17 protein-coding genes are annotated in these 18,937 nt (G+C 65.7%); 11 read left to right on the forward strand and 6 right to left on the reverse strand.

The annotated features are described in order from the left end of the window. Nucleotides 1-230 precede the first annotated feature (230 nt). Nucleotides 231-1,151, reverse strand: a complete 921-nt coding sequence (locus WN73_RS00085) for a LysR substrate-binding domain-containing protein (RefSeq protein WP_271550807.1) — start codon at nucleotides 1,149-1,151, stop codon at nucleotides 231-233. A gap of 125 nt (nucleotides 1,152-1,276) precedes the next feature. Between WN73_RS00085 and WN73_RS00090 the strand changes: the two genes are divergently transcribed. From WN73_RS00090 to mdlC, 4 genes are all read left to right on the forward strand, one after another. Beyond that, nucleotides 1,277-2,446, forward strand: coding sequence for an acyl-CoA dehydrogenase family protein (locus WN73_RS00090; protein WP_271550809.1), 1,170 nt, complete (start codon nucleotides 1,277-1,279; stop codon nucleotides 2,444-2,446). 10 nt (nucleotides 2,447-2,456) lie between these two features. Next, entirely contained in the window at nucleotides 2,457-3,557 is a 1,101-nt protein-coding gene (locus WN73_RS00095) for a CaiB/BaiF CoA transferase family protein (protein ID WP_060910657.1), read from the forward strand. Between the two features lie 15 nt (nucleotides 3,558-3,572). Next, nucleotides 3,573-4,424, forward strand: coding sequence for an FAS1-like dehydratase domain-containing protein (locus WN73_RS00100; protein WP_271550814.1), 852 nt, complete (start codon nucleotides 3,573-3,575; stop codon nucleotides 4,422-4,424). Between the two features lie 138 nt (nucleotides 4,425-4,562). Continuing rightward, the gene (gene mdlC, locus WN73_RS00105; RefSeq protein WP_271550816.1) at nucleotides 4,563-6,185 is read left to right on the forward strand and encodes a benzoylformate decarboxylase; all 1,623 of its coding nucleotides are present in this window, start codon (nucleotides 4,563-4,565) and stop codon (nucleotides 6,183-6,185) included. Nucleotides 6,186-6,357: 172 nt separating this feature from the next. Here mdlC and WN73_RS00110 read toward each other — a convergent pair whose 3' ends face one another. After that, nucleotides 6,358-7,134, reverse strand: coding sequence for an SDR family NAD(P)-dependent oxidoreductase (locus WN73_RS00110; RefSeq protein ID WP_271550818.1), 777 nt, complete (start codon nucleotides 7,132-7,134; stop codon nucleotides 6,358-6,360). 75 nt (nucleotides 7,135-7,209) lie between these two features. Here WN73_RS00110 and WN73_RS00115 point away from each other — a divergent pair, with 75 nt between their 5' ends. Beyond that, nucleotides 7,210-7,671: a MarR family winged helix-turn-helix transcriptional regulator gene (locus WN73_RS00115; RefSeq protein WP_271550820.1), complete on the forward strand. Its 462-nt coding sequence runs from the start codon at nucleotides 7,210-7,212 to the stop codon at nucleotides 7,669-7,671. 168 nt (nucleotides 7,672-7,839) lie between these two features. Here the strand turns inward: WN73_RS00115 and WN73_RS00120 are convergent, their stop codons facing one another. Further along, a complete protein-coding gene (locus WN73_RS00120) occupies nucleotides 7,840-8,634 on the reverse strand; it encodes an SDR family oxidoreductase (RefSeq protein ID WP_011089986.1) in 795 nt (264 codons plus the stop codon). An 85-nt stretch (nucleotides 8,635-8,719) separates the two neighbouring features. Further along, entirely contained in the window at nucleotides 8,720-9,415 is a 696-nt protein-coding gene (gene trhA, locus WN73_RS00125) for a PAQR family membrane homeostasis protein TrhA (protein WP_011089987.1), read from the reverse strand. A gap of 179 nt (nucleotides 9,416-9,594) precedes the next feature. Here trhA and WN73_RS00130 point away from each other — a divergent pair, with 179 nt between their 5' ends. After that, the gene (locus WN73_RS00130) at nucleotides 9,595-11,064 is read left to right on the forward strand and encodes a YcjX family protein (RefSeq protein ID WP_271550825.1); all 1,470 of its coding nucleotides are present in this window, start codon (nucleotides 9,595-9,597) and stop codon (nucleotides 11,062-11,064) included. After that, a complete protein-coding gene (locus WN73_RS00135) occupies nucleotides 11,061-12,092 on the forward strand; it encodes a YcjF family protein (protein ID WP_028172938.1) in 1,032 nt (343 codons plus the stop codon). The genes WN73_RS00130 and WN73_RS00135 overlap by 4 nt, the downstream gene beginning before the upstream one ends. Before the next feature lie 114 nt (nucleotides 12,093-12,206). Here the strand turns inward: WN73_RS00135 and WN73_RS00140 are convergent, their stop codons facing one another. Then, complete coding sequence (locus WN73_RS00140) at nucleotides 12,207-13,772, reverse strand: glycosyltransferase family 39 protein (RefSeq protein WP_271550998.1); 1,566 nt, start codon at nucleotides 13,770-13,772, stop codon at nucleotides 12,207-12,209. Nucleotides 13,773-14,243: 471 nt separating this feature from the next. Here WN73_RS00140 and WN73_RS00145 point away from each other — a divergent pair, with 471 nt between their 5' ends. The 4 genes from WN73_RS00145 (at nucleotide 14,244) to WN73_RS00160 (ending at nucleotide 18,219) form a co-directional block, all read left to right on the forward strand. Beyond that, complete coding sequence (locus tag WN73_RS00145) at nucleotides 14,244-15,974, forward strand: adenylate/guanylate cyclase domain-containing protein (RefSeq protein ID WP_271550828.1); 1,731 nt, start codon at nucleotides 14,244-14,246, stop codon at nucleotides 15,972-15,974. A 326-nt stretch (nucleotides 15,975-16,300) separates the two neighbouring features. Then, nucleotides 16,301-17,500, forward strand: coding sequence for a SorA family sulfite dehydrogenase catalytic subunit (sorA, locus tag WN73_RS00150; protein WP_271550830.1), 1,200 nt, complete (start codon nucleotides 16,301-16,303; stop codon nucleotides 17,498-17,500). Nucleotides 17,501-17,512: 12 nt separating this feature from the next. After that, the gene (gene sorB, locus WN73_RS00155; RefSeq protein WP_271550832.1) at nucleotides 17,513-17,821 is read left to right on the forward strand and encodes a SorB family sulfite dehydrogenase c-type cytochrome subunit; all 309 of its coding nucleotides are present in this window, start codon (nucleotides 17,513-17,515) and stop codon (nucleotides 17,819-17,821) included. A 197-nt stretch (nucleotides 17,822-18,018) separates the two neighbouring features. After that, nucleotides 18,019-18,219, forward strand: a complete 201-nt coding sequence (locus tag WN73_RS00160) for a cold-shock protein (protein ID WP_008563500.1) — start codon at nucleotides 18,019-18,021, stop codon at nucleotides 18,217-18,219. Nucleotides 18,220-18,392: 173 nt separating this feature from the next. On the opposite strand, the gene WN73_RS00165 is transcribed toward WN73_RS00160, so the two are convergent. Then, a complete protein-coding gene (locus tag WN73_RS00165) occupies nucleotides 18,393-18,854 on the reverse strand; it encodes an Lrp/AsnC ligand binding domain-containing protein (protein WP_011089995.1) in 462 nt (153 codons plus the stop codon). Between the last annotated feature and the right edge of the window lie 83 nt (nucleotides 18,855-18,937).

Here is an 18,937-nt window from a genome sequence, read left to right on the forward strand (position 1 = left end):
CAGAAGCGAAGGGTCGGCGGCGGGCTTCTGGCCTAAACCGCATTGAGAACACTCACCGCGCGCTCGCTGCGCTCCCTCGCCCCGTTCTTACGGGGAGAGGGTTGGGGTGAGGGGCTGCATCCGCGAAGACGATGACAATTCGACTCGCGGAGACTCCCCCTCACCCGGATTGCATCTTCGATGCAATCCGGCCTCTCCCCGCAAGCGGGGAGAGGCGAAGGCGGCACCGTTCACGCGAGCCGGATGTCCCACAGGCCTTCCTTGCGGCAGGCGGCGACCTCCTCGCGCAGGAGCGCGGTGATGGCCAGCGAGGCCGTCGAGGCCGGGCGGTCGATCGGAGAAGCGAAAATGAGCTCGCGCGTCATCGGCCTGGACACGACAGCGGTTTCCAGCCGCCCGTCCGCGACCTCGCCATGGACCGACGAGGGCGGCAGCAGCGCGAAACCGAGCCCCTCCTCCACGAGGCTCGTCAGCACGCGAAACGAATCCGCCTCGAGCTGGACGTTGAGCTTGATCTTGCGCTGGGCGGCGGCGTGCTCGATCAACGCACGGAGGCCGTGGGAATGACTGGGCAGCACCAGCCGCTGCCGCAGCAGCCAGCCGATCTCGACGCTCTTCTTGCGCGCGAGGCCGCAGCCGCGCGGGCCGACCGCAACGATGTTGTCGCGGCCAAGGCTCTGCACGTTGAGATGCAGATCGGCCGAGCGGCCGTAGAGGATGGCGAGATCCATCTCGCCGCGGTGCAGCCATTCGACCAGGTGGCCGCTGTAGCTCTCGACGATGCGCAGCGAAATGCCGGGAAATGTCTCGACGCAGCGCCGCGCGAAGCGCGCCGACAGCACGCAGCTCACGGTCGGAACCAGGCCAAGCACGACCTGGCCGGACGGCGGCCCCTTGGCCGACTGGATGTCGTCGCGGATCTGGTCGATCTGCCGCACGATGCCGGAGGTGCGCGCGAGCAGAAGCCGCCCGGCCTCGGTCAGCACCATGCCGCGGCCGTTGCGCGTGAACAGCTCGACGCGCAGCTCGTGTTCCAGAAGCTTGATCTGCCTAGAGAGCGCCGGCTGCGCCACGCGCAGCGTGTCGGACGCCTTGGAGAGGCTGCCGAGCTCCGCCACGCAACTGAAGGTCCTGAGCTGCCGGAAATCCATGCTTGCCAATCCTCGAAGGCTACTCCATACGCTATAGCAAATGAGCATAGGGGGCGGGCGTTGTTTTCACAACGCCAGAGGATCGGCCGGCGTTATCTTAACTGCCGCTACAATTGGGAAACGCCATGAGTGAAGAACACCACAGCGAAGATCACGCCGACATCCGCGAAGCCGTCGCAAAGCTCTGCGCGCAGTTTCCCGGCGAATATTGGCGCAAGCTCGATCGCGAGATGGCCTATCCTAAGGCCTTCGTCGACGCGCTGACCGAGGCCGGGTATCTCTCGGTGCTGATCCCCGAGGAATATGGCGGCGCGGGCCTGAAGCTTTCCGCGGCGGCCGCAATCCTCGAAGAGATCCAGCGCGCAGGCTGCAATGGCGGCGGCTGCCATGCCCAGATGTACACGATGGGCACGGTGCTGCGGCACGGCAATGCCGAGCAGAAGGCAAAATATCTGCCGAAGATCGCGAGCGGCGAATTGCGCCTGCAGGCCTTCGGCGTCACCGAGCCGACCAGCGGCACCGACACCTCCTCGCTGAAGACCTTTGCGCGCAAGGAAGGCAACGACAGCTACATCGTCAACGGCCAGAAGATCTGGACCAGCCGCGCCGAGCATTCCGACCTGATGGTGCTGCTGGCGCGCACCACGCCGAAGGAGCAGGTCAAGAAGCGCACCGACGGCCTTTCCGTGTTCATCGTCGACATGCGCGAGGCCAAGAACAATGGCCTCGAGATCCGCCCGATCCGCACCATGATGAACCACGCCACCACCGAAGTGTTCTTTACCGACATGAAGGTGCCGGCGGAGAATCTGATCGGCGATGAAGGCAAGGGCTTTCGCTACATCCTCTCCGGCATGAATGCCGAGCGCATCCTGATCGCGGCCGAATGCGTCGGCGACGCCAAATGGTTCATCGCCAAGGCCACGAACTATGCCAAGGAGCGCAGCGTTTTCGGCCGGCCGATCGGCCAGAACCAGGGCATCCAGTTTCCGATCGCGAAAGCCTACGCCTCGATGCGCGCGGCCGAGCTGATGGTGAAGGAAGCCACCCGCAAATACGAGGCCGGGCTCGACTGCGGCGCGGAAGCCAACATGGCGAAGATGCTGGCGGCGGATGCGTCCTGGGAAGCGGCCAATGCCTGCATCCAGACCCATGGCGGCTTCGGCTTTGCCGAGGAATACGACGTCGAGCGCAAATTCCGCGAGACGCGGCTCTACCAGGTGGCGCCGATCTCGACCAATCTGGTGCTGTCCTTTGTCGCCGAGCATGTGCTCGGCATGCCCCGCTCGTACTGAGGCGGCGATCATGGGAGCACTTGACGGGATCAGGGTGATTGCGGTCGAGCAGGCGGTGGCGGCGCCGTTCTGCTCCTCGCGCCTGGCGGATGCCGGCGCGGAGGTGATCAAGATCGAGCGGCCGGAAGGCGATTTCGCCCGCGGCTATGATGCGGCGGCCAAGGGCCAGAGCAGCTATTTCGTCTGGCTCAACCGCGGCAAGCAGTCGGCGGTGGTCGATCTCGCCACCAAGGAAGGCTGCGCCGAACTGGAGAAGCTGATCGCGAGCGCCGACGTGCTGATCCAGAACCTCAAGCCGGGCTCGATGGACAAGCTCGGCTTCTCGCGCGAGCGGCTCTTGAAGGACTATCCGAAGCTGATCTCGTGCACGATCACCGGCTATGGCGACGAGGGTCCCTACGCGCACCGCAAGGCCTATGACCTCCTGATCCAGGCCGAGAGCGGGCTTGCCTCCATCACCGGCAACCCTGATGGCGCCTCGCGCGTCGGCATGTCCATCGTCGACGTCGCGACCGGCGCCACCGCGCATGCGGCGATCCTGGAGGCGCTGATCGCGCGCGGGCGCACCGGCAAGGGCGCAGACATTCGCATCTCCATGTTCGACGTCATGGCCGACTGGTGCACCGTGCCGCTGCTCAACTCCGAGGCCGGCAATCCGCCGAAGCGCATGGGCCTGCGCCATCCCTCGATTGCGCCCTATGGCGTGTTCACCTCGAAGGACGGCAAGGACATCCTGATCTCGATCCAGAGCGAGCGCGAGTGGAAGACGCTCTGCGTGAAGGTGCTTGACCAGCCGGACCTGCCGGCCGATCCGCGCGTCGCCAACATGGTCGAGCGCGTGCGCAACCGCGATTTCACCGACAAGACCGTCGCCGACATCTTCGGCAAGATGACGCGCGACGAGCTCTTGAAGCGGCTGTCGGATGCCGACATCGCCTTTGCCGAGGTCAACACCATGGCCGACCTCACCAACCACCCGCATCTGCGCCGCATCGAGGTGGACACGCCGAACGGCCGCGTCAGCTATCCCGCGCCGGCGCCGATCATCGTCGGCGAAACGCGCAGCTATGGTGCCGTGCCTGGCATCGGCGAACGTCCATCCAAGAAATAACAAGAGCGAGGCATCATGACCGGGAAGCTCGACATCGATCACTTGCGGCAATGGATTGGCCGCAGCACGGAGGCCACCGACATCGTCACCGCGCAGCTCGTCATGGGCTTGCGCGCGACGCTGTTCCAGGAGGTCGGCGAGCCGAAAAAGGGCGATGCCGCACCGTTCACGGTGCACTGGTGCCTGGCGCAGCCGGTGTTTCCGATGTCGATGCTCGGCCCTGACGGCCACCCGACCCGCGGCGGCTTCCTGCCGCCGGTGCCGCTGCCGCGCCGGATGTGGGCCGGCGGCGAGATCGAATTTTTGCAGCCGCTCTGCGTCGGCGATGAATCGACGCGGACCTCGCGCATTGCCGACGTCACGGTGAAGACGGGCTCGACGGGCACGCTGTGCTTCGTCGCGGTCGAGCACACCGTGACCTCGCCGCGCGGCGTTGCCATCCGCGAGCGGCAGGACATCGTCTATCGCGAGATGACGAGCGGCGCGCCCGCTGGCGCCAAGGCCCCGCCTCCGCCGCCGAAGGCGCAGCATCGCGAGACCCACGTCTCCGATCCCGTGCTGCTGTTCCGCTATTCCGCGCTGACCTTCAACGGCCACCGCATCCATTACGACCGCGACTACGTCACCAAGGTCGAAGGCTATCCGGGCCTGATCTTCCACGGCCCGCTGCAGGCGGCGCTCATCATCGAGCTGGCGGCGAAATTGCGGGGCGGCAAGGCGCCGAAGAAGTTTACCTATCGCGGGCTTCAGCCGCTGTTCGAGGGCACCGAATTCTCCATCAACGCCAACGACGGCGGCGAGAGCATGGAGCTGTGGACCGCGAACGCGGAGGGGCAGCCGACGATGAAGGGCACGGCGGTGTGGTGATAGATACACCGTCATTCCGGGGCGGTCCGCAGGACCGAACTATGGTGCGCAATTGCGCACCTGAGAATCTCGAGATTCCGGGTTCGCTTCGCGCCCCGGAATGACGAGCCAAACAATAGGCACGCGGGAACGGAAACCATGTCCAAGAACGGCAAGGCCGGCAGCAAGTCCGTCACCGTCAAGCAGGCCACGATCGACCTGCTGCGCTCCTTCGGCATCGACAGGGTGTTCGGCAATCCCGGCTCGACCGAGCTGCCGTTCCTGAGCGACTGGCCCGACGACATCGACTACGTGCTGGCGCTCCAGGAAGCCTCCGCGGTCGGCATGGCCGATGGTTACGCGCAGGCGACGCGCAATGCCGGCTTCGTCAATCTGCATTCGGCGGCCGGCGTCGGCAACGCGCTCGGCAACATCTATACCGCGCATCGCAACCAGACGCCGCTCGTGATCACCGCGGGCCAGCAGGCGCGCTCGATCCTCCCCTTGCAGGCGTTCCTCTATGCCGAGCGCGCGTCGGAGTTTCCGCGGCCATACGTGAAGTACAGCGTCGAGCCGGCGCGGCCCGAGGACGTGCCGGCCGCAATCGCGCGCGCCTATTACACCGCGATGCAGCCGCCCTGCGGGCCGACCTTCGTCTCGATCCCGATCGACGACTGGACGCATGCCACGGCGCCGGTCGAGGCGCGCAAGGTCAGCCGCGAGATCGGACCCGAGCCGGAGGCGATGAAGGCGCTGGTCGCGGCGTTCGGTTCAGCAAAACACCCTGCCCTCGTCGTCGGCCCCGGCGTCGACCGCGCCGGCGCGGTCGATCTGATGGTACGCGTCGCCGAGAGAGCCAAGGCGAGCGTCTGGGTCAGCCCGTTCTCGGCGCGATGCTCGTTCCCCGAGCGTCATCCGCAGTTCGCGGGCTTCCTCCATGCCTCGCCGGCGCAACTCTCCGACGCGCTGCGCGAGCACGATCTCGTCGTCGTGGTCGGCGCACCCGTGTTCACCTTCCATGTCGAAGGGCATGCCGCAATCTTCGACGGCGGCGCGACGATCTTCCAGATCACGGATGATCCGGACGCCGCAGCCGTGACGCCGGTCGGCACCAGCATCGTCGCCACGATGAAGCCGGCGCTGAGCCTGCTGCTCGACCTGCTGCCGGAGAGCAAACGGGCGACGCCCAAAGGCCGCACGCTGCCGCCGGCGCCGCAGGCCGCCGATCCCCTGCCGGTCGAATTCCTGCTGCACTCGCTGGCGCAGGCGATGCCCGACGGCGCATCGCTGGTCGAGGAAGTGCCCTCGCACCGGCCGGCGATGCAGAAGTTCATGCCGATGCGCGGCCAGGACAGTTTTTACACCATGTCGAGCGGCGGCCTCGGCTACTCGCTGCCGGCCGCGGTCGGCATGGCGCTCGGCAAGCCGAAGAGCCGCACCGTGTGCCTGATCGGCGACGGCTCGGCGATGTATTCGATCCAGGCGCTGTGGACCGCCGCGCAGCGCAAGCTGCCGCTGACCGTCGTCGTCATCAACAATTCCGGCTACGGCGCGATGCGCTCGTTCAGCCAGGTGATGCAGGTGAGGAACGTGCCCGGGCTGGAGCTGCCGGGCATCGATTTCGTACGGCTTGCGGAGGGCATGGGCTGCCACGCGGTGCGGGTGAGCAAGGCCACCGAGCTCGGCGAGGCGCTGAAGCGCGGGATGGCGCACGAGGGCACATGCCTCGTCGAGGTGGTCGTGGATTCGGCGGTGCCGGTGCTTTACGGGCAGAAGCATTAGAGAGGCACGCCACATCCACATCGTCGTCCTGGCGAAAGCCAGGACTCATTACCACCGCCGGATATTTGGCGAAGGTTGGTAATGACAATCTCGCGCCACAACTGCGCCCTGGGGTAATGGGTCCTGGCTTTCGCCAGGACGACGGCGGAATGTGCCGCACCACCGCCCGAAACTACGACGCCAGAAATCCTCCGTCCGCGGCCAGCATGTGCCCGACCACGTAGGACGCGGCGTCGGACGATAGCCACACCACCGCTTCCGCCACCTCCTCCGGGCTCCCCATCCGCCGCAACGGCAGGCCTGCGGCTACCGTCGCGACGTCGCCGACGCCGGCACGCAGCATCATGTCGGTGACGACGCGGCCGGGGGCGATGGCGTTGATGCGGATGCCGCGCGGGGCGTTCTCCATGGCGGCTGAGCGCGTCAGCGAGATCGCCGCGGCTTTCGAGGCCGAATAGAGCGAGAAGCCGGGATTGGGATTGCGCACGCCGCTGACGGAGGCATTGACGACGATGCTGCCGCGGCCTTGCGCCAGCATCGCCGGCAATTGATGGCGCAGGCACAGGAACAGCGCGCGGACATTGGTGTTGAACACGCTGTCGTAGATCTCCGTGCCTTGCTCTTCCAGCGGCGCGCGGCGCTCCTGGAAGCCGGCATTGTTGAAGGCAACATCGAGCCGGCCGCAACGCTCGACGGCGGTTCCGACGAGGCGCGCGACGTCGTCCTCGCGCGTGATGTCGGTCTTGAGCGCGATCGCGGCCGCGCCGACCTCGCGGCACGCCGCAGCGGTCGCCTCGATCTCGGCTTCGCGCCGGCCCGCAATGATGAGCGCTTCCGCGCCTTCGGACGCCATCCGTAGCGCGGTGGCGCGGCCGATGCCGCTGCCGCCGCCCGTCACCAGACAGACCTTGCCCCTCATCCGCTGACCAGCCGGCAAAGTTCCGCTCATGGGCCACTCCAAAACGCTTGCGGGCGCCGCTGCACGCATATAGTTGTATGATACAACTATATGCCAAGAGTCAAGATGGCCGGGCTTTCTCTGATCGACGACATCCGCGCCGCCTCGCGCCTGATGGTGCGCGAGCTCGGCTTCATGGATGCGACGGTGGCGGCGTCGGACTATCCGCCCTCAGCCGTGCATACCATTCTGGAGATCGGCATCCGCGGGCCGATGACCTCGGGCGAGCTCGGCGATTTCCTGCGGCTGGAAAAATCCAGCGTCAGCCGCCTGGTGCGCAAGCTGATCGATTGCGGGGAACTGAAGGAGACGCCTGACGAGCTAGACGCACGCAGCAAGCTGCTGTCGCTGACGGCCAAGGGCCGGCGCACGCTGGAGGCGCTGCATGAATTCGGACGGCAGCAGGTGCGCGGCGCACTGGCGGCATTGACGGAGGCCGAGCAGCGCACGGTGCGCGAGGGCATGATGCTCTATGCCCGGGCGTTGCGGCAGAGCCGGGTGGAGGACGAGGCGGAGACGGCAGCGTAGCCCGAGCCTCGCCATCGTCGTCCTGGCGAAAGCCAGGACCCATTACCCCAGGGGGTAGTTTGGCGAAGACTCGTCGTTCGGTACGACGACCTCCCACAATAGATAGATCACGCGGTATGGGTCCTGGCTTTCGCCAGGACGACACCGAGATGGCGGCACCAGCCCTCCCTATTTCCCGAACTCTTCCCGCATCTTCGCCTGGATCTTCGCCATGCCGCCGATCCAGCGGTCGTAGTTCTCGGTCTTCTTGCGCATGTAGCCGAGCACCTGGGGGTGCGGCAGGATCAGGAAGGTTTCCTGCGCCAGGCCCGCGAGCACGTCACTTGCGACCTGCTCGGGCGTAAGATCGCCGTCGCCGGATTGCGGGCCCTTCGGGATCGAGCGCAGCATGTTGGTGTCGACGCCCTGCGGGCAGAGGATCGAGACCTTGATGTTGTCGGCCTTGTGCGAGATCGCGAGGTTCTCGGCAAAGCCGACCGCGGCGTGCTTGGTGGTGGAATAGGCGGGGCTGCCGACCTGCGACAGCAGGCCCGCGGCCGAGATGGTGTTGAGGAAATAGCCGCCGCCCCGCGCCTTCATCCGCGGGACCAGATGCCGGGCCGCGTAGACATGCGCCATGACGTGGATCGCCCAGCTCCGCTGCCAAGGCTCGTCGGAGGCGCCGCCGGCATTGACCGACATCGGATCGAAGCCGCCGCCGATGCCGGCATTGGAGCAGAACAATTCGATCGGTCCGAACTGCCGCTCGGTCTCCTCGATGACGTGGGCGATCTCTTTTTCCTGCGCGACGTCGCATCTGAAGGCTGCGCCATCGACCATGGCAGCGACGGCCCTGGCGTTGGCGGCGTCCATGTCCGCGACGACGACCTTGGCTGCGCCCGCCTTGTGAAACGCCTCGCACAGCGCCTTGCCGATGCCGTTTGCGCCGCCCGTGACGACCACGACCTTGCCGGTCACCTGCATGCGACGTCTCCTCTTTTCTTATAGCGCTTCGCTTGTCTTATACCGCTCTTATACCGCTTGGCTTATTCCGCGTCGCGGGTCCTGCTCAGCTCAACACGAGGTCGAGCACCGCGGTATAATGGCACGCCGCACCGGCCAAGACAAAGCCGTGCCAGATCGCATTCTGGAAGCGCAGCCGCCGCCAGGCATGGAAGATCACGCCGAAGCTGTAGAGCAGCCCGCCCGCAAGGATGAAGCCGAGCACCAGCGCGGGCAGCGCCTTGACCACCGCGTCGTAGAGCATCACGCCGCTCCAGCCCATCGCGAGGTAGATGCCGACCGCGACGCGGTCGAACCGGCCGGGATAGCGCAGCTTCAGCACGATACCGACGATCGCCACGCACCAGACGCAGACGAGCAGCGCCAGCGCGAAGACGCTGGCTTTCAGCTCCAGGATGAACGGCGTGTAGGTCGCGGCGATCAGGAGATAGATCGCCGAATGGTCGAAGCGCCGCAGCAGCCATTTGACCGGCGAGACCGGCCAGAGATTATAGGTCGCCGACAGCACCAGCATCGAGAGCAGGCCGGCGACATAGATCGAGACCCCGACGATGTCGGTGGCGTCGGCATAAAGCACCGCAAGCACCACCAGAACGGTCGCGGCGACGGTACCGGAGAACACACCAACCGCATGGATGATCCCGTCGGCGATCAGCTCGGCCCGGTCGTAGTTCCAGCCGATCGCGTCGGCTGCAGCATGGACGGAGGTGGATGCAAACTGTTTCAATTGGAAGACGGTCATGGCAATCCGCAAGGCAAGACAATGCCCTTGTTGTATGGGTCTTTCGGGATCGGCGCGTCGTTCAAACGGCTGATTTACCGACAAAGGCGGTGGAAGTATGAAGCTTGATTTTCCTCATGCAATTGCCACCTTTGTGAACAGCTTCACTTTTCCGCCCGCCGAGATCCCCTAACGTTCACATGGCATTCAGTTTCCAGGATATGGTCGAAGAGGCGCGCCTGTCGGCCCGGGCGCTGATCGACTATGGCGAGCACTTCTTCAATCCGACGGTGCGGCTCGGGGTCACCGGCCTGTCGCGGGCCGGCAAGACGGTGTTCATCACCGCGCTGATCCATGGGCTGACGCGCGGCGGCCGGTTTCCGGTATTCGAAGCCTATGCCTCGGGCCGGATCGCGCGGGCGCATCTCGCGCCGCAGCCGGACGATGCCGTGCCGCGCTTTGCCTATGAGACCCATCTGCGCGCGCTGGTCGAGGAACGGCACTGGCCGAATTCGACCGTCGACATCAGCGAGCTTCGCCTCGTCGTCGACTACCAGCGCCACAACGGCGCCGATCGCACCCTGACGCTCGATATCGTCGACTATCCCGGCGAGTGGCTGCTCGACTTGCCGCTGCTGCAAAAGAGCTACGAGCAATGGTCGGCGGAGAGTCTTGCGCTCTCGCGCGAGGCGCCACGCGCTCATCTTGCCGCCGGCTGGCACGCGCATCTTGCCACGCTCAAGCCTGACGCGCGCGAGGACGAGCAGGCGACACTGACAGCCGCAGGGCTCTTCACCGATTATTTGCGCGCGTGCCGCGAAGAACGCTTTGCCATGAGCCTGCTGCCGCCCGGCCGCTTCCTGATGCCCGGCAATCTCGCAGGCTCCCCGGCGCTGACCTTCGCGCCGCTCGACGTGCCCGTCGGCGGCCAGGCGCCGGACGGCTCGCTGTGGGCGATGATGGTGCGCCGCTTCGAAGCCTACAAGGACGTCGTGGTGCGTCCTTTCTTCCGCGATCACTTTGCGCGCCTCGATCGCCAGATCGTGCTGGCCGATGCGCTCGCCGCGTTCAACTCCGGACCCGAGGCGCTGCACGATCTCGAAGCCGCGCTCGCCGGCATTCTCGACTGCTTCAACATCGGCCGCAGCACCTTCCTCACCAGCCTGTTTCGGCCGCGCATCGACCGCATCCTGTTCGCGGCGACCAAGGCGGACCACCTGCATCATTCCAGCCACGACCGTCTCGAGGCCGTGCTCCGCCGCGCCGTGACGCAGGCGGTGGCGCGCGCGGAAAATACCGGCGCGCAGATCGACGTGGTGGCGCTCGCCGCGGTGCGCGCCACGCGCGAGGCGCAGGTCGCCCACGGCCGCGACAAATTGCCGTCGATCCTGGGAACACCGGCGGCGGGCGAAAGCGCCGGCGGCGAGTTCTTCGACGGCAACACGGAGGTTGCGACCTTTCCCGGCGACCTGCCCCTGGATCCCGAGCCGCTGTTCAACGGCACGGATGCCTTCCGCGGCCTCTCGACCGAGGCCGCCGAGAAGAGCGACTTCCGCTTCCTGCGCTTCCGCCCGCCAAAGCTCGCGCGCGAGGGTGACGGCGAGCCGGCGCTGCCACACATCCGCCTCGACCGTGCCTTGCAGTTCCTGATCGGAGACAAGCTCTCATGAACGAGCGATCCCCGCCGCGGCGGCCGGCGACGTTCCGGCTCGACGATCCCGGCGTCGTCGTCACCGAAGCCGACGAGACGGCGCGGCTCGGCCGCGGCACCATCCAGATCACGCCGGAGCACGATCCAGCGACATTGCCGGTGCCGATTGAAGCCGTGCTGCCCGCACGACGCGGCCTCCCCTGGGGCGCGCTGTTCTGGTCCGGCCTTGCCGGGCTGACGCTGCTCGGCGTCGGGCTCGGCGTGGTTCATCTGATCGAGGATTTGTTTGCGCGCAGCGAAAGCCTCGGCTTCGTCGGGCTCGCCTTCGCATTCGTCACCGCGCTTGCGCTCGCGGTGGTGATCGGGCGCGAGGCGTATGGACTGGCGCGCCTCGCGACGATCGAGAAACTGCATCAGCGCGCAGCCGCAGTCCTTGCCAGCGACGACCGCAAGGAGAGCCGCGTCATCGTGCAGGACCTCCTGAAGATCGCGCACCAGAATCCGCAGCTCGCACGCGCCCGCGCCACGCTGGAGAGCCACACCGGCGAGATCATCGACGGCGCCGACATGATCCGCCTCGCCGAGCGCGAATTGATGTCGCCGCTGGATGCGGAGGCGCGACGGCTGGTGTCGTCAGCCGCGCAAAAGGTCTCGATCGTCACGGCCGTTTCGCCCCGCGCGGCGATCGACGTGATGTTCGTGTTCGTCGCCGCGCTGCGTCTGATCCGCCAGCTTGCGTACCTCTATGGCGGACGGCCCGGCGCGCTCGGCATGATCCGCCTGCTCCGCCACGTCATCGCCCATCTCGCCATCACCGGCGGCATGGCCGCGAGCGACAGCCTGGTGCAGCAGATGCTGGGCCACGGGATTGCAGCGAAGCTGTCGCAGCGGCTGGGCGAAGGCGTGCTCAACGGATTGCTGACGGCGCGGCTCGGATTGGCCGCGATCGAGGTGACACGCCCGCTGCCCTTCGCGGCGCTGCCGCCGCCGAAGCTGTCGGATCTCGCGACGGATCTGCTGCGGAAGAAGGAGGGCGAGGAGGAGTAGCTTCTTCGCCTCTCCCCGCTTGCGGGGAGAGGCCGGAGCGCATCGCCAGATGCGATCCGGGTGAGGGGGACTCTCCGCGAGTCCAACTGTCACCTCCCCCGCGGAGACTCCCCCTCACCCCAACCCTCTCAGCGCGAGCGAAGCTCGTCGCGCATCGGCCTTCGCCAAGGCTTCGGCGGACAAGAGCGGGGAGAGGGAGAGGAAAGCCAGCACCCGCCACTGGAACAGCGGCGAATCCTTCGGCGGGGACAGCTCCGGGGTCCAGCCGGTGAGCTTTTCAAGCACGTAGGTATCGGTCAGAACACCGCGCCAGCGGCGTTCGACCCGACCGAGCTGCTCGCGCTTCGCGGGGATGTTCTCCCACAGCGATAAACGATTGTCGGGCTCGCGCCCGACATAGATGCCGGAATGTCCCTTGATCCGATCGATGCCGGGATCGCGGAAATCCTGGAAGCGGCCGCGCTCGTTGATCTCGATGACAGGCACGCGGCCCCTGAACAGCCAGCGCATCATGGCATAGGTGCGGTAGTCCGTGGTCGCGATCCAGGTCGCGCCGGTCTCGTCCAGCGCAGCCTGCGCGCGCGCTGCAACCTGCTCGTAGCCGGCTTCGGCGCCGATCGGATCGATCTTGCCGAGGAAATTCCAGGGCGCGGCGACGTAGTAGAGGAACACGATGACGACGAAGGCGATGCCCGAGACGATCGCCGTATTCGCCCAGAACAGGCTCGACCGGATCATCCGCGCCGACCATTTTTCACGCGGCAGCATGACGAGGTTCACCGCCGCAGCCGCGAAGCCGACGGGCCACATGAACATCGGCCAGGTGTCGCCGACCCGGAGCGTCAGCGATTTCACGAGGAAATAGAGGAACGGCACCAGCACCGCGGTGGACAGCAGGATCGCGACCGGCTCGCGCGTGCGATAGCCGCGCCATGCCGTGATCACGAGGCCCGACAGCACCACCGGGAACATGACGAAGCCGACCAGACCGAATTGCAGGCCGATGTAGTCACCGACGGTGCGGAGCGAGATGCCGTAGTTGGCGGTGGCGCGCACGCCCTGGAACCGGAACGAGGCCCAGTCGTGCTGCGCATTCCAGATCAGCACCGGCGAGAACACGGCGATCGCAACCAGCACGGCCAGATAAGGGTAAGGACCGCGCAGCCAGCGCCAGCGCCAATCCGGCACGAGAAGAAAAGCGGCCACCGCCGGCGCGAACATGATCACGGTGAATTTCGACAGCATCGCCAGCCCGGCGAACAGGCCGGCCGCCAGCCACCAGCGTCCATCATCGCTCTGCGCCAGCCGCACCAGCGACCAGATCATCGCGACCGCGAACGGGATCATCGCGACGTCGGGGGCGACCTTGGCCATCAAGAGGCCGTAGTAGAGCGCAGCCTCCGGCATCAGCACCGCCAACACGACCGCACGCGCATCATGGGTGAGGCGGCGGACGATGTCGGCGAGCAGGAGTTGCGTCACCAACATCGCGACGATGCCGCCGAAACGAACGCCGAGCGCAGTGTCACCGAAGATCGCGGTGCCGAAACGGATGAGCCAGGCGATGCCCGGGGGATGATCGAGGAAGCTGAGCGCCGCCTCCTTCGACCAGGTCCAGTAATAGGCCTCGTCGGTGCGCAGCTCGATCGCGGAGGCGTAGACGATGCGCAGCAGCGTCATCGCGGCGATGACGAGCACGGCAGCAAGGATGAGACGGCGTTCGGCGCCGTCTGGCTTCGCGGAGATGTCGGGAGCGATCGTCACGGCCGCGCTTTTCCCCGACTTGGGAGGGGGAGTCAATGTGGGGGATATTGCCGCCATCTGCCGTCGTCCCGGACCAACGAGCGAAGCGAGTGCAGATCCAAGACCCATACCCACAGGGAGGGGTTTGGCGAAGACTCGGAGTTACCAGCCTGCCCGCAACTACTCCCTGTGGTATCGCGACGAGCGCAAGCGCTCGCGCGGGGGTCCCGGATCGGCGCGCGCCTGTGGGCGCGCTTGTCCGGGACAGCGGAGGCTGACCGCGGCAGCGCGCCTTTGCCCACCCTACGGTTTCGTAACCTTGCCGCGCATGTGATCCCGAAAACTGTCCACCGCTGGAATTAAACGCTAGGCTGGCTGTTCTCCTTCATGAACTGATACAACCGAATCATGGCCACCGCTCCTGTCCACATGCCCGAACTCGTCCGCGCGACCAGCGTGCGGCAGGTGCGGCTTGTCTGCGGCGTCATCCTGTTCTCCTATGTGATCAGCCATTTCCTCAACCATGCGCTCGGCAACGTCTCGGTCGATGCCATGGAGGTCGGGGTCTACTACCACACCGCATTCTGGCAGTTCCTGCCGGTCGCGATCGTGTTCTACGCCGCCGCGCTCACCCATATGGGGCTCGGCATCTATGCGCTGTATCAGCGGCGGCAGTTCCGCTGGCGAACGATCGAGCCGCTCCAGCTCGTGCTGGGCTTGAGCATCCCCGCCCTGGTCATGGCGCACGTGATCGGTGTGCGGCTCGGCCAGACGCTGTACGGACACCAAAAACTCTATCCGCAGGAACTCTACCTGTTCTTCGTCGCGTCGAACCGCATCTGGACCATGACGATCCTGCTGATCATCGCCTGGATCCACGGCTGCATCGGCATTTATTTCTGGCTCCGCCTCAAGCCATTCTTCACGCGCGCCGCGCCCTATCTGCTCGCGGCCGCAGTGCTGATCCCGACGCTGGCGCTGCTCGGCGTCTATCAGGGCGGCCGCAGCGTCGCGATCGAAGCCGACGACGGGGAATGGCGCACGCACAACCTCACCCGCCGCCAGGTCGGCACGGTCGCGGAAGCCGACACGCTCGACCGCATCACCGGCGGCCTCACCATCGGCTATGTCGGCCTGCTCGGACTGGCGCTGGCCGCGCGCGGCGTGCGCGCCTTGCGCGAGCGGCGCGGCGGCATGATCGCGCTGTCCTACGGCAACGGCAAGACCGTGCGGGTCCCCAAGGGCCTCTCCGTGCTGGAAGCGAGCCTGCGCCACAATGTGCCGCATGCCAGCGTCTGCGGCGGCCGCGCCCGCTGCTCGACCTGCCGCATCCGCATCATCGGCGATCATGGCGCCCTGCCCGAGCCGTCACAGCGCGAGGCCTTCGTGCTCACCCGTGTCGGTGCCACCGACCCTTCGATCCGCCTCGCCTGCCAGCTGCGGCCGACGTCGGATCTCTCCTTCTTCCAGCTCTTCACGGCGCATACGCTCTCAGCGAGCGGGCAGGCCTCGACGCCCGCCAGGATCGGCCAGGAGCGCTATCTCGTCAGCCTGTTCGTGGACATGCGCGGCTCGACGCAGCTCGCCGAAAAGCGGCTGCCGTTCGACACCGTCTTCATCGTCAACCGCTTCCTCGGCGCGGTCTCGCAGGCCGTGGTCGAGAACGGCGGCCAGCCGAACCAGTTCGTCGGCGACGGCATGCTGGCGCTGTTCGGGCTGTCAGCCGATCCGCAAGAGGCCTGCCGGCAGGCGCTGAAAGCCGCCGCAGGCATCGCCACGCATATCGACGAGCTCAACGAGCTCCTGAGCCACGATCTGCGCCAGCCGATCCGCTTCGGCATCGGCATTCACGGCGGCGAGGTCATCATCGGCGACATCGGCTATCGCGATCACATCGTGTTCACGGCGCTGGGCGACGCCGTCAACGTCGCCGCCCGCCTCCAGGATATGACCAAGACGCTGGCCTGCGAGGCCATCGTCTCGGAGGAGGTCCGCCGCACCGCGGGCCTCGCCGACGACGCGCTGCCGCAGCAGGAGGTCGCGATCCGCGGCCGCGACGAGCCGATGGCCGTGCGCGTGGTTGCGGACGCCACGGAGCTGGCGATGCTGGTCGATCGCGGCGCGCGGGTGGCGGCGTAAGACAACAACGAGCGCGGTGCGCTCCCTCTCCCGCTTGCGGGAGAGGGTTGGGGAGAGGGTGTCTCCGCAACGGGACAGTCCCCTAGAGGAAAGAGCCCTCACCCGCGCCTTCGGCGCGACCTCTCCCGCAAGCGGGAGAGGTGGAGCGCACCACCGTCGCGGCGACAGCTCGACTCTCATTACGAACGCAACACCGGCTTGCTGCAACGCAGCGGCATGGGCCTGCTGCGAAAGCACGAATTGACTTCATCGGCATCGTTGCGACAGATGAATGCAGGATCGCGGTGATGACCGCGAGCCAACGAAAAGCTCCGGGAGGGGACCAGATGTTCGATCGACGCGACCTGCTCAAGGGAGCGGGGCTTGCCGCCATGGCGGCCACACTGAATTCAACCAAAGCGCTGGCGCTGGACACCGTCACCCTGCCCTTCGCCAACGGCGAACGGCCGCTGGTGAAATATCCGCAGAAGCGGCCGATGATCGGCCTAACCAGCCGGCCGCCGCAACTCGAGACCCCGTTCGCGGTGTTCAACGACGGCCCGATCACGCCGAACAACGCATTCTTCGTGCGCTATCATCTCTCGGACCTGCCCTACAATCTCGACCCCGACAAGTTCACGCTCGAGATCAAGGGCAAGGTCGACAAGCCGCTCAAGCTGTCGCTCAAGGACATCCGCAAAATGAAGGCGACCGAAATCGTCGCCGTCAACCAGTGCTCCGGCAACAGCCGCGGCTTCTTCGAGCCGCGTGTCGCCGGCGGCCAGCTCGCCAACGGCGCGATGGGGAATGCACGCTGGCGCGGCGTGCCGCTGAAGACCGTGCTCGAGATGGCGGGCGTGCAGGCCGGTGCCAAGCAGGTCACGTTCAACGGCATGGACGGCCCGGCCAGCGACAAGACGCCTGACTTCGTCAAGGCGCTCGACATCGATCACGCCAGCGACGGCGAGGTGATGCTGGCCTACGGCATGAACGGCGAGGACCTGCCGTTCCTCAACGGCTTCCCGCTGCGCCTGATCGTGCCCGGCTATTACGGCACCTACTGGGTCAAGCACCTCAACGAGATCACCGTCATCGACAATGTCTATGACGGCTTCTGGATGAAGTCGGCCTATCGCATTCCTGATACCCCGAACAATGCAATCGAGCCGGGCACCACGCCGAAGGCGACGATCCCGATCAACCGTTTCACCATCCGCTCCTTCATCACCAGCGTGCCTGACGGCGCCAAGCTGAAGGCGGGAGCTACGACGCTGCGCGGCATCGCCTTCGACGGCGGCAAGGGCATCAAGGACGTCGCGGTCTCCACCGACGGCGGCAAGACCTGGACGAGCGCGAAGCTCGGCAAGGATCTCGGCAAATACTCGTTCCGCGAATGGAAGCTGCCGGTGAAGCTCGCGGCCGGCACCATTGAGCTCAAGGTTCGCGCCACCGGCAATGGCGGCGAGACCCAACCGGATCAGCCGCGCTGGAACCCGGCGGGTTATTTGCGCAACGTCGTCGAAACCGTCCGCGTCAGCGTGGCCTGAGGGAGAATGATCATGCAGCGCACCGTTCTCCTCGCCATCTCGCTCGCTCTCGCCGCCGGCATCAGTGCCGCGACCGCGGCGCCCGTCAATTACCAACTCCCGGACGAGGTCGCCGCCTTCAAGCCCGGCCCCAATCTCGAGGTCGTGCAAGGCAATTGCAGCGCCTGCCACTCGGCCGACTACATCAACACGCAGCCGCCGATGAAGGACAAGAAGGGCTTCTGGCAGGCCGAGGTGACCAAGATGATCAAGGTCTATGGCGCACTGATCGACGATGCCGATGTCGGCAAGATCGTCGATTACCTGGCCGCGACGTATTGACGGAGCGCGGGCCAATTGACCGCGAAACGGGCAAAACCGGCAAAAACGCCGCGAAGTTGAGCGGAATTCGGCAAAAGGCTGATGTGGTTTGAGCTACCAAGCCTGCCACAATCCGCGTATCCTGTTAGGACCGAACCGGCCGGTTGGCGGGGACTGGCGGTTCGAGATCTCGGAGGAAGACCCGCGGAGAAGTCGTGATGGCTAAAGGTACGGTCAAGTGGTTCAACCCGACGAAGGGTTATGGATTTATCCAGCCTGCGTCGGGTGGCAAGGATGTGTTCGTGCATATCTCGGCAGTGCAGAAAGCCGGTCTGTCGACCCTCAACGAGGGACAGACGGTTGAATACGAAGAGATCGCAAACCGGGGCAAGACCTCCGCAGAAAACCTCAAAGTATAAGCCCGCCAGCGTTTCGCTGCCTCCCGGATCAAATCCGGGAGCGAGGCCAAGAAAATTTCAGAAGACGGCCAGTGCATTCGACGACGGGCGTTGCGACTGCACACGGATAGCTATTTTTTCCGCGAAGACCGCTCATTCAACGCTACGGCAATGACAATCGCGACGGCACTTCCCTAGCCCACCGGCAACGGTGCGTCGCGCTTGATCTCCTCCATCACCGCGTAGGTCCGCGTCTCGCGCACGCCCGGCATCGACAGCAGGGTCTCGCCGAGGAAACGCCGATACGCCGTCATGTCCGCAAGCCTCGCCTTCACAAGATAGTCGAAGCCGCCGGCAACCATGTGACACTCCAGGACTTCAGGCGCGAGTTTCACCGCGCGCGCAAAGCGCTCGAAATTGTCCGGCGTGGTCTTGTCGAGCAGCACCTCGACGAACACCAGAAGCCCGAGGCCGAGCCGGTGCGGATTGAGTCGCGCGCCGTAGCCTTCGACAAAACCCTCGCGCTGCAAGCGCTTCAGCCGCTCGCCGATCGATGTCGGCGACAAGCCGATGCGTTCGGCGAGCTCGACATTGGCGATTCGCCCATCCTCCTGCAAAATCGAGAGGATTCTCCGGTCTAATCGATCAAGTTCCATATTTTATCTGGCTATAGTGGCATCTATCTTCATTTACTAAGGCAAATCGGCTAACTTGTCTATCGAACTCCGGTAACGCGGGC

This window comes from Bradyrhizobium sp. CCBAU 45394, assembly GCF_028128655.1.
Taxonomy (GTDB): Bacteria; Pseudomonadota; Alphaproteobacteria; order Rhizobiales; family Xanthobacteraceae; genus Bradyrhizobium; species Bradyrhizobium diazoefficiens.

Excerpts from the sequence above, each read along its gene's own strand:
- WN73_RS00085 (WP_271550807.1), bottom strand. The coding sequence starts at position 1,151 with ATGGATTTCCGGCAGCTCAGGACCTTCAGTTGCGTGGCGGAGCTCGGC.
- WN73_RS00090 (WP_271550809.1), top strand. The coding sequence starts at position 1,277 with ATGAGTGAAGAACACCACAGCGAAGATCACGCCGACATCCGCGAAGCC.
- WN73_RS00095 (WP_060910657.1), top strand. The coding sequence starts at position 2,457 with ATGGGAGCACTTGACGGGATCAGGGTGATTGCGGTCGAGCAGGCGGTG.
- WN73_RS00100 (WP_271550814.1), top strand. The coding sequence starts at position 3,573 with ATGACCGGGAAGCTCGACATCGATCACTTGCGGCAATGGATTGGCCGC.
- mdlC (WP_271550816.1), top strand. The coding sequence starts at position 4,563 with ATGTCCAAGAACGGCAAGGCCGGCAGCAAGTCCGTCACCGTCAAGCAG.
- WN73_RS00110 (WP_271550818.1), bottom strand. The coding sequence starts at position 7,134 with ATGAGCGGAACTTTGCCGGCTGGTCAGCGGATGAGGGGCAAGGTCTGT.
- WN73_RS00115 (WP_271550820.1), top strand. The coding sequence starts at position 7,210 with ATGGCCGGGCTTTCTCTGATCGACGACATCCGCGCCGCCTCGCGCCTG.
- WN73_RS00120 (WP_011089986.1), bottom strand. The coding sequence starts at position 8,634 with ATGCAGGTGACCGGCAAGGTCGTGGTCGTCACGGGCGGCGCAAACGGC.
- trhA (WP_011089987.1), bottom strand. The coding sequence starts at position 9,415 with ATGACCGTCTTCCAATTGAAACAGTTTGCATCCACCTCCGTCCATGCT.
- WN73_RS00130 (WP_271550825.1), top strand. The coding sequence starts at position 9,595 with ATGGCATTCAGTTTCCAGGATATGGTCGAAGAGGCGCGCCTGTCGGCC.
- WN73_RS00135 (WP_028172938.1), top strand. The coding sequence starts at position 11,061 with ATGAACGAGCGATCCCCGCCGCGGCGGCCGGCGACGTTCCGGCTCGAC.
- WN73_RS00140 (WP_271550998.1), bottom strand. The coding sequence starts at position 13,772 with ATGACGCTGCTGCGCATCGTCTACGCCTCCGCGATCGAGCTGCGCACC.
- WN73_RS00145 (WP_271550828.1), top strand. The coding sequence starts at position 14,244 with ATGGCCACCGCTCCTGTCCACATGCCCGAACTCGTCCGCGCGACCAGC.
- sorA (WP_271550830.1), top strand. The coding sequence starts at position 16,301 with ATGTTCGATCGACGCGACCTGCTCAAGGGAGCGGGGCTTGCCGCCATG.
- sorB (WP_271550832.1), top strand. The coding sequence starts at position 17,513 with ATGCAGCGCACCGTTCTCCTCGCCATCTCGCTCGCTCTCGCCGCCGGC.
- WN73_RS00160 (WP_008563500.1), top strand. The coding sequence starts at position 18,019 with ATGGCTAAAGGTACGGTCAAGTGGTTCAACCCGACGAAGGGTTATGGA.
- WN73_RS00165 (WP_011089995.1), bottom strand. The coding sequence starts at position 18,854 with ATGGAACTTGATCGATTAGACCGGAGAATCCTCTCGATTTTGCAGGAG.